6 protein-coding genes and 2 pseudogenes are annotated in these 8,596 nt (G+C 42.1%); 1 reads left to right on the top strand and 7 read right to left on the bottom strand.

Annotated features, from left to right (window positions below):
• Positions 1-447 precede the first annotated feature (447 nt).
• Positions 448-1,449 (top strand): NADPH-dependent aldehyde reductase Ahr, encoded by a 1,002-nt coding sequence (gene ahr, locus VLN09_RS05355; protein WP_325244391.1) that lies wholly within the window; start codon positions 448-450, stop codon positions 1,447-1,449.
• A gap of 180 nt (positions 1,450-1,629) precedes the next feature.
• Here the strand turns inward: ahr and VLN09_RS05350 are convergent, their stop codons facing one another.
• The 7 genes and pseudogenes from VLN09_RS05350 to VLN09_RS05320 all read right to left on the bottom strand — a co-directional run.
• The gene (locus VLN09_RS05350) at positions 1,630-2,403 is read right to left on the bottom strand and encodes an STAS/SEC14 domain-containing protein (RefSeq protein WP_325244389.1); all 774 of its coding nucleotides are present in this window, start codon (positions 2,401-2,403) and stop codon (positions 1,630-1,632) included.
• A 160-nt stretch (positions 2,404-2,563) separates the two neighbouring features.
• A pseudogene (locus VLN09_RS05345) lies at positions 2,564-2,731 on the bottom strand (IS3 family transposase); the annotation flags it as partial.
• Between the two features lie 137 nt (positions 2,732-2,868).
• Entirely contained in the window at positions 2,869-4,713 is a 1,845-nt protein-coding gene (gene glmS / locus VLN09_RS05340; RefSeq protein ID WP_325244387.1) for a glutamine--fructose-6-phosphate transaminase (isomerizing), read from the bottom strand.
• A gap of 169 nt (positions 4,714-4,882) precedes the next feature.
• A complete protein-coding gene (gene glmU / locus VLN09_RS05335; protein ID WP_325244385.1) occupies positions 4,883-6,259 on the bottom strand; it encodes a bifunctional UDP-N-acetylglucosamine diphosphorylase/glucosamine-1-phosphate N-acetyltransferase GlmU in 1,377 nt (458 codons plus the stop codon).
• A gap of 171 nt (positions 6,260-6,430) precedes the next feature.
• A complete protein-coding gene (locus tag VLN09_RS05330; protein WP_325244383.1) occupies positions 6,431-7,021 on the bottom strand; it encodes a phosphatidylglycerophosphatase A in 591 nt (196 codons plus the stop codon).
• A 3-nt stretch (positions 7,022-7,024) separates the two neighbouring features.
• The gene (thiL, locus tag VLN09_RS05325) at positions 7,025-8,059 is read right to left on the bottom strand and encodes a thiamine-phosphate kinase (RefSeq protein ID WP_325244381.1); all 1,035 of its coding nucleotides are present in this window, start codon (positions 8,057-8,059) and stop codon (positions 7,025-7,027) included.
• 2 nt (positions 8,060-8,061) lie between these two features.
• Positions 8,062-8,596 (bottom strand): annotated as a pseudogene (locus VLN09_RS05320) (nitrogen utilization protein B); the annotation flags it as partial.

The raw sequence follows: 8,596 nt of genomic DNA, 5'->3' as shown, positions 1-8,596 counted from the left end.
AAACCCGATCCTGAAAAAATCAGTTTGCGGTGGCGACTTTACAACGACCATTGATCGAACGAAATGGGGCATCAGCAAATATACGTTATTGGGTATTACCGAAAATGTTCAGCTGAACATTCAGATTGAAGCGGCAAAGCGGTAGTGTTGTTTATTCGTCGCCTTTTAAGTATTAGGCTTTGTATTAACATAGTCCTAATTTGTTAAATTGAGTGGTCTGACTGAACCAGTCTTTGGTATAGTCGGATCAGTTCAACTTATCAAAGAACCTCTTTTCGAATGGGAAAAAATTCTATTATTAGAAACGACTGACTCACTTGTGATGAGCATTTTCCCATGTGAGTATTTTAGTAAATATCTAAACAAACACTTTTTTAAATCGAGTCTATAGAATTCTATACTCATTATAAATCAGTCTCCATAAATACTAAAAAATAAGGAACACTTATGATTAATGCATATGCAGCAAAAGAGAAAGGCGGTGAGTTTGTGCCTTATCAATATGATCCTGGCACATTAGGGGATCATGAAGTAGAAATCGAAGTACATAGCTGCGGTGTCTGCCATAGCGATCTATCGATGTGGCAAAACGAATGGGGAATGACCCAATATCCGTTTGTAGGTGGGCATGAGGTCGCAGGAAAAGTCCTCGAAAAAGGCAAACACGTCAAGCACCTAGAGCTTGGCGATAAAGTCGGACTTGGCTGGCATAAAGGGTATTGCAATATTTGTGATCTGTGTATCGGCGGAGACCACAACCTATGTCCTGAGCAAGAAGGTACGATTATTGGTAACCACGGCGGCTTTGCTGATAAAGTACGCGCAAAAGATACTAGCGTCATCAAGGTACCTGAAGGGCTTGATTTTAATGCTGTAGGACCGTTGCTATGTGGCGGCGTTACGGTGTTTAATCCTCTTATGCAATACGATATCAAACCAACCTCTAGAGTGGCAGTTATCGGTATCGGCGGCTTAGGTCATCTTGCGCTTCAGTTTGCCAATGCATGGGGATGTGAGGTGACGGCTTTTACCAGTAGCTCAAAGATGGAAGAAGCAAAAGAGTTGGGTGCTCATTACTCCCTAAACTCAAGAGATGACAGCGAAATTGAAAAAGCAGCTGGCTCTTTTGATTTAATCATATCAACAGTGAATGTTGATATGAATTGGGATGTCGTTATTAAGACCTTGAGACCAAAGGGTAAACTGCACTTTGTTGGTCTATTAGAAGCACCATTAGAGATATCGGCTGCACCAATGATTATGGCTCAAAACAGTCTGTCAGGCTCACCAGTCGGCTCACCGTCAACCCTTCGAAAAATGCTGGATTTTGCAGCTCGACATAATATTCAGCCAGTGACTGAAACCTATAAAATGTCTGAGATAAACGAAGCATTTGAGAGACTAGAAAGCGGTAATGCTCGCTATAGAGTGGTATTAGAAATAGATTAAAAGTACTAAAGGCAAATAAGAGCAACGATAGTAGTGATACTCCATCCGAAGTATGGAGTATCACTACAGTAAGTGTTCAAATTTCTTATTAAGCTAATAATAGTAGCTTTTATGTATAAATGGAGCAGCTCTGCTTTTGAGGAGCTGCTAGTGAATATGCAAGTTATAGTTCTAGATAGGCTATTCCACCAGCTCAGCCTCAAGCCATACGAGTGCATCATTTTCATGATCGGCAGTAAAAGTTTTCATATCCACTTTCGGAAAAACTGGGTTCAAAGTTTCAATTAATTTGCACATCCAGCTTGGTGCGCCGACGATAGCGTAGCGCTCTACTTTTTTCATAGCAGCAATTTTCATCGATATTAAACCATTACTGTGTATAAGGATAGAGGGATCGAAACCACCGTAGTTTTTCATTCTGGCAAGTAATCGTACCGTGTCATGATCATTGAAAAACTGCTCAAGTTTCTGCGTGACACTAGGCATTTCATTTAAGGACAATACACCGTCAACCTCAAAAGCAAGTACGTTTTCTTTATTGGTAGGCAAGAAACGAATGGCGCTACTCTTGTCTAAAGGTTGCTCAGATTTCTCTGCTGCCCAGCTCAATGCTTCCTCACTTTGACTTGAAGGAAACACTTTCATTTCTAACGTAGGAAGTAGACGGTTTGCAAGTGAAATAGCTGCTTTTGGCCATTCTTTGTCTGATACATAAGCACATCGATTTAGTTGCTTAAGATGCCTGAGTAATTTCATATCAGCTCTAGCGCCATCTATCAATGCTTTTACCTTCATGTCATCAAGCGTTGTAATATCAACATAGATACCAATCTGATCATGCTGCTGTAATTTTTTTTCGTAGATCCTGTTATATTCTTGTATGTCTTCACTAGTCAATGTTCCATCAAGTGATAAAGCGATGACATGATCTGGAGCAGTTATTTGTTTTAACATAATTTTATCCTTACACTTATTAAGTTTTAGGTTCTGCAAACCTAGCAGATATCTTTCAGCTGCTTATGGATCCGCACGTAAATATTCATAATAGTGAATACTTATACTTTAGTTGTTAGTGAGCTATGCTGTCAATAGAAATTAACTTGGGAGATTTTAATCAAGCAGCCTGACTGTAAAAGTCAAACCATATCTGTCTTGGTGTTTTATAGCCTAAACTTTTCTGAATCCTAGTCTGGTTACATTCAAGCTCAATATATTTAGTAATATCGCTGATGGCTTCGAATCTTGTTTTATAGTCTTGGTGATATACCAACTCATTCTTCAATCCATTTTTGTTGCTTTTTGGAGAGCATAAAAAACCCCTGCTAATATTAAATCAATAATAGCAGGGGTTAATAAACGAGTAATAAGGATGAAATTTTATTACTCGCTCACATTAAAAATAAAATAATTTAGTAAATATTATTCGACAGTGACACTCTTGGCTAAATTACGTGGCTGATCGACATCGGTGCCACGCATTACCGCCACATGATATGACAGTAGCTGCACAGGCACGCTGTAAACGATTGGCGCTAGCGTCTCGCACACATCAGGTACATATACTACGTGCAGTCTGTCTTCTGCGATCATTTGACTGGACTCACTGGCAAAGACAAACAGCTCGCCATGGCGGGCATGTACTTCTTGCATATTGGCTTTTAGCTTATCAAACATACTATCTTTCGGTGCCAGTACGACGATAGGCATGTCTTTGTCGACTAGTGCTAGTGGACCATGCTTCAGCTCACCTGCCGCATAGCCTTCAGCATGAATATAAGAGATTTCTTTAAGTTTTAATGCGCCTTCTAGAGCGATTGGGAACTGTAAACCTCTACCTAAAAATAAGCAGCTTTTTTTGTATTCAAAATGCTCACTCATGTCTTTAATAGGGGCATCTAGACGCAAGCTGGCATGTAATTGACCCGGTAGCTGTTGTAGTTGTCCAAGTAGCATACTCAGATTGTCATCTGCCATACGCTGCTGAGTGACACCCACTTTTAATACTAATAACATCAATGCGGCAAGCTGAGTGGTAAAGGCTTTGGTAGAGGCAACACCAATCTCAGGACCAGCAAGCGTCGGTAAGAAAATATCAGTTTCACGTACCAGCGATGAGGTAGGGACGTTACATAATGCTAAGCTGACCAAGCCACTTGGCATCTGTTTTTGGGTATCACGTAAAGCAGATAAAGTATCAGCGGTTTCACCAGACTGAGAAATACAAATGACTAGTGTGTTATCGACAACTACCGGATTGCGGTAGCGGAATTCACTAGCAACTTCAACTGAACAAGGTATACGGATAAGGTTCTCAAACCAATATTTGGCGACCAAGCCTGAGTGATAGCTGGTACCACAAGCGATCACTTGAACGTGCTTAATTCCTTTTAATTGCGCTTCATGACGCTGTAAAAAATCCTCGCGCAGTTTAGCTGTTTGACCCGTATCTACTGCCATTTCAATAGTGCGCCTAACCGCATCTGGCTGCTCATAAATTTCTTTGAGCATATAATGCTTAAATTCGCCCTTATCAGCATTATGCTGTGCCGCGTCAATTTCATGGATTTGACGTTTAACTTCAACACCATCAGCATATACCTGAATACTGTTACGTGTTAATCGGGCAATATCGCCTTCTTCTAAATACATAAAGCGATTGGTCACAGGCAAAAGTGCCAATTGATCAGAGGCGATAAAGTTCTCACCGATACCGACGCCAATTACTAGAGGCGAGCCTAAACGGACAGTAATAAGCTCTTCTGGACAATCAATGTGGACAATACCAAGGGCAAAGGCACCATGTAATAAAGGGATCACCGCGCGAACCGCTTCTAATAAATCAGGGGTTTCTTGATAGATGTCATTAAGCAAATGAGCGACGACTTCGGTATCGGTTTGCGAGGTAAATACATACCCTTTAGCAATCAGCGCTTCTTTTAGTTCAGCATAGTTCTCTACGATACCGTTATGCACCACCGAGATTTTTCCTGATACATGAGGGTGCGCGTTACGTTGGGCAGGCTCGCCATGCGTTGCCCAGCGCGTATGAGCAATACCAATATAACCATCGAAAAATTCTGGATTCACGGCGACAGCATCGACAAGCGCTTGTACTTTACCGACTTGGCGCTCACGGTGAAATTCTCCATCACGAACGACAGTTAAACCGGCAGAGTCGTAGCCACGATATTCTAGACGCTTGAGTCCCTCAAGTAAGATATTGGTGATATTACGCTCAGCCACCGCTCCAACTATTCCGCACATAAATATTCCTTAAATGTCATGTTCTCATACTGTGATATTTTGAGAGGTGCTGATATACAGCTAATCATTAATCTGTAAATATAAATAAGCAGCACCACGAATCATGGCTCTACTGCTTAAGTTTGCTTAACATTGTCTTATTGAGCTAACTGTCAAGTCAAGGTAACCGTTATTTTTTGGTCGGGCGCTGAAAGTTATCTTTTTGTGTTTGGCGCGCGCGACCAAATGCCAATGCATGGTCATCAACATCTGTGGTAATCACTGAACCTGCGGCAACGGTTGCGGTATTGCCAATCGTTACTGGTGCTACTAAACTAGAATTCGAGCCAATGAAGGCATTGTCATTAATAATGGTTTGCGATTTATTTACACCATCATAATTACAAGTAATCGTACCGGCACCGACATTGACATCTGTACCAATGGTAGCATCGCCGATATAGCTTAGATGATTAACCTTACTGCCATGACCAATCGTTGATTTTTTAATTTCGACAAAATTACCGACTTTACTGTTATCAGACAGGACTGTCTCGGGACGCAAGTGTGCAAAAGGACCTATATCGACACCTGCACCAATCTCAGCGCGATCAATCACACAGTAAGGTTTGATATGACAAGCGTTACCGATATGCGCATTTTTAATGACACAGCCCGCTTCGATATAAACATTATTACCTAAGGTGCAGTCGCCTTCGAATACCACACCGACATCGATGAACACATCTTGACCTGCTGTTAACGTACCACGAATATCGACACGGGTAGGGTCAGCGAACTGTATACCAGCTTCTTGCAAGTCGGCTACTAGCTTACCTTGCCACGTGCGTTCTAAGCTGGCAAGCTGTTGGCGGTTATTGACGCCTTCAATCTCAAAAGTATGCTCAGGCTCGATGGCTGCAATCGTGATACCGTCAGCGACTGCCATTTTGACGATGTCAGTCAGATAATATTCTTGTTGCGCATTGTCATTTGATAACTTTGGCAAAAACTTATGCAATAAAGCATTATCAACGCAGTATATTCCGCTATTAATCTCTTTAATTTTTTGCTCATCGCTATTGGCATCTTTTTGCTCAACAATGGCTTCAATATTGCCTTCTTTATCGCGCTTAATACGACCGAGTCCAAATGGATTATCAACGGTCAGCGTCAACATAGACATACCATCAGTATTAGCAGATTTTAACGCAGTTAAAGTTTCGCAGCTAACCAAGGGTACATCACCATATAAAATAAGGCTTTGACCGTCTTTTGGTAATTCTGACAAGGTCACTTTAACAGCATGACCCGTGCCCAATTGCTCAGTTTGAGCAATCCAAGTAATAGGCAGATGCGCATATTGATGGTCAATGTGTGCTTGTACTTGCTCACCGCCAAAACCATGGACGATGATGGTGTCATCCACTGTCAATTGATGACAAGTGTCAAGAACATGCCCCAATAATGACTTGCCTGCCAACGTCTGTAACACTTTTGGCTTAGCTGATTGCATACGCGTGCCTTTGCCAGCCGCGAGGATAATTACCGAAAGAGAAGATGTCATAATAGCCCTACAAATGTAACGAAATATAATTGAAATTATAGCGTAAATTGCTATGTAACTAAAACGCTATGTCGTGACCTCTTTGTAATTCAGCTATCACTAATAGCAATACTAAATGATGAAATCAGTTTAGCTAAAATTATTCGGTTAAAAGATAAAATAAATGCGCTGCTAATCAGCAAAATAGAAAACTACATTATAAATAATGACCCAAACTGCCGCTGCCATAATACCGGCGATAATATCGTCTAACATAATACCCAAACCGCCTGCGACTTTTTTATCTGCCCAGCCAATCGGTGGTGGTTTAACAATGTCAAAAAAGCGAAAGAGTATAAAAGCGACAATTAAAGCAGCAATAGAAAAAGGTTGCGAGATATTGTGCCAAAAATTACTATTAGCAATGCCTATATAAGACAAAGGTAATAGAGTAATCCATATACCTGCCCACTCATCCCAGACGATATGCGGGTCATCATGACCGCCCATCAGATCTGAGGTGCGACCACATATCCAGATACCAATGACGCAAGATAAAAGCGTAATAATCAAAAACGGTATAAAACCTAAGCTCAGCAGCGGTATGGCGACGATCAAACCACCAACCGTGCCCCAAGTACCGGGCGCACGGCGCGGTAAACCACTGCCCAAGCCAAGACCTAACCAATAAACTGCGCGGTCAAGCATAGTGGCATTGACTGGTAGAGGAGGGCAATCATTGGCCTTACGGATATCGGGCTTAACTAGGTCGTGATCGGGCATGGGTTAACCTGCAAAATGTTGGTAACCCGTAAGATTGGGCCAAGTAGCAAAGGGTGCGGGATGAGTTGGTGTAACTGGCTGACCTTGATAATAAAGCTCAGGAATTCTATGTGCCACATTATCTGTACTGCTATCACTTGCTAATGCAATCACATCACCGATGTAAGTCACAGGCGTATTGGCGTCATTACTAACAGGCGGCTGGATATGAGCAGGCAGGGTAAAAGCCAGCTCATAATCATCGCCACCTGCCAACTGACATAACAAACGCTCAGATAAATCGATGCCAGCTAAAGGGTTGCTAGTAGGCAGAGCTTCCAAATTAAGTCGCATAGCAATGCTGCTTTGCTCGCAGATATGACCAAGATCTTGATACAGACCATCAGAGATATCTATCATCGAAGTTGCACCAAGTTTAGCGAGTGCTGCGCCTAACTGAATACGTGGCGTTGGCATATGGAGACGATGCGCTAGCTCAATACCGACAGCATTGTCAGGATGCTGTAAGGCATAAGCGGCACCCCCAAGTGTGCCTGAGACATAGATTTTATCACCGACTTGCGCCCCTGAGCGATAGACAGCTGGAGTATCTGCGGCAAGCAACCCTTGAGCACTAATACTTAACACTAAGCTATCATTACGGGTCGTATCGCCGCCGATAAGGGTAACGCCAAATAACTGACAAGCATGAAACAAACCTTTAGCAAATTCGGTCAGCCACTGCTCATTAGCAAGGCGCTGAGGTAATGCTAATGCCAGTAAAATACTATGCGGGGTTGCTCCCATAGCAGCAATATCAGAGATATTGACAGCCACAGCTTTATAACCAATCGCAAAGGCAAGCTTATTCACCTGTTCCCAATCGGCACTAAAGTGACGACCTTGAACGAGCGTATCGATACAACTGACCAATCGTGACCCTGCAGGCAATGCCATGACTGCTGCATCATCGCCAATGCCTTTTTCGACATCGTTATGTGACGATTGTGCCGCTTGCATTTGTAAAAATATACGCTCAATCAGCTCAAATTCATTCATGGCTAGTCTTGGTTTTTTTCAGCAGCATCGTTTAATTCAACGCTTTCTGACTTATCATCTTTTATATCAACACTTTTCATATCAACGCCTTCTATATCAACATCAGCGCTATTCGAGTCAAGTAATTCGACCTCTGCTATAGTATTGTCATTACTATCAATATGAGCAGCGATGTTTTCTTCTATCTGCTGATCATTAATAGTATTCTCGACATTAACTGCAATCTCGTCCGCTTTATCAGCAATAACTGGTTTGATACTAACTGGTTCAACAATGGTTTCTTCAACCCTATTTTGAGCATCGTTCTGCTTACTGGCTTTATAATCAGTAATATTTGCCAAGGCTTTGCTGGCACTATTGCGTTTGACGCTGGTATTATTGGCACTGATACGTGGTTTGTTTGATGCCGTTGGTTTTTCTGCAATAGTAGTCGTATCGATGGCGGCGCTGCTGCTTGCATTGTTGTCAGGTTTGATAGCAGGCTTAGCTGCCGCTTTTTGCGAGGTGCGTAGATTGGCTTTGCTATCTGCTTCTACT

The organism is Psychrobacter sp. (assembly GCF_035469765.1).
GTDB lineage: Bacteria > Pseudomonadota > Gammaproteobacteria > Pseudomonadales > Moraxellaceae > Psychrobacter.
The sequence above is the reverse complement of the archived record's forward strand: the minus strand, read 5'-3'. Positions and strand labels throughout refer to the sequence as shown.